Here is a 405-nt window from a genome sequence, read left to right on the forward strand (position 1 = left end):
GTCCAGCACTGGTTGGCTGTGAACAGGCGTTTCAGCGGTCGGGGCTGAAAATCACCACCACTTCGGGTCATCCGCCTTCATCTCCGCTTCTGTTTCGTATAAATCAAAACGACGGCAGGTATGGCAGAACGTGACGTATTCGTACGGTGAATCCGGGTACATTTTGTGGAAGGTTTCCCAGAAACAGACCGTGCAGGAGGGATGTCCGGTGATAAAGTCTGCAAATACGGACTTATAAGGGGGATTATTGGCTCTGGCGACGGCTTTCAGAACCTCTTTCACCATTCTGGTGTGGACTTTCTGGTGCTCCAGGTTGTGTGACATGGGAACTCATTCTGGATGGTTACTCTGAAAGCTCATATTCTGCCACACCCCGATTTGCAGCCGCCAGGCTGCCGTGGTTCA

The 405-nt window shown here is 51.9% G+C and carries 2 protein-coding genes; both read right to left on the reverse strand.

The annotated features are described in order from the left end of the window. Positions 1-71 (reverse strand): hypothetical protein (locus tag ACUU1M_RS20640; RefSeq protein WP_244581712.1); only part of this gene is annotated, 71 nt, incomplete at its 3' end. After that, positions 52-324 carry a hypothetical protein gene (locus tag ACUU1M_RS20645; protein WP_000019164.1) on the reverse strand — a complete coding sequence of 91 codons (273 nt, stop codon included), beginning with the start codon at positions 322-324 and terminating at the stop codon, positions 52-54. The genes ACUU1M_RS20645 and ACUU1M_RS20640, both read right to left, overlap by 20 nt. Positions 325-405 lie beyond the last annotated feature (81 nt).

This window comes from Shigella sp. SIG6 (assembly GCF_053555815.1).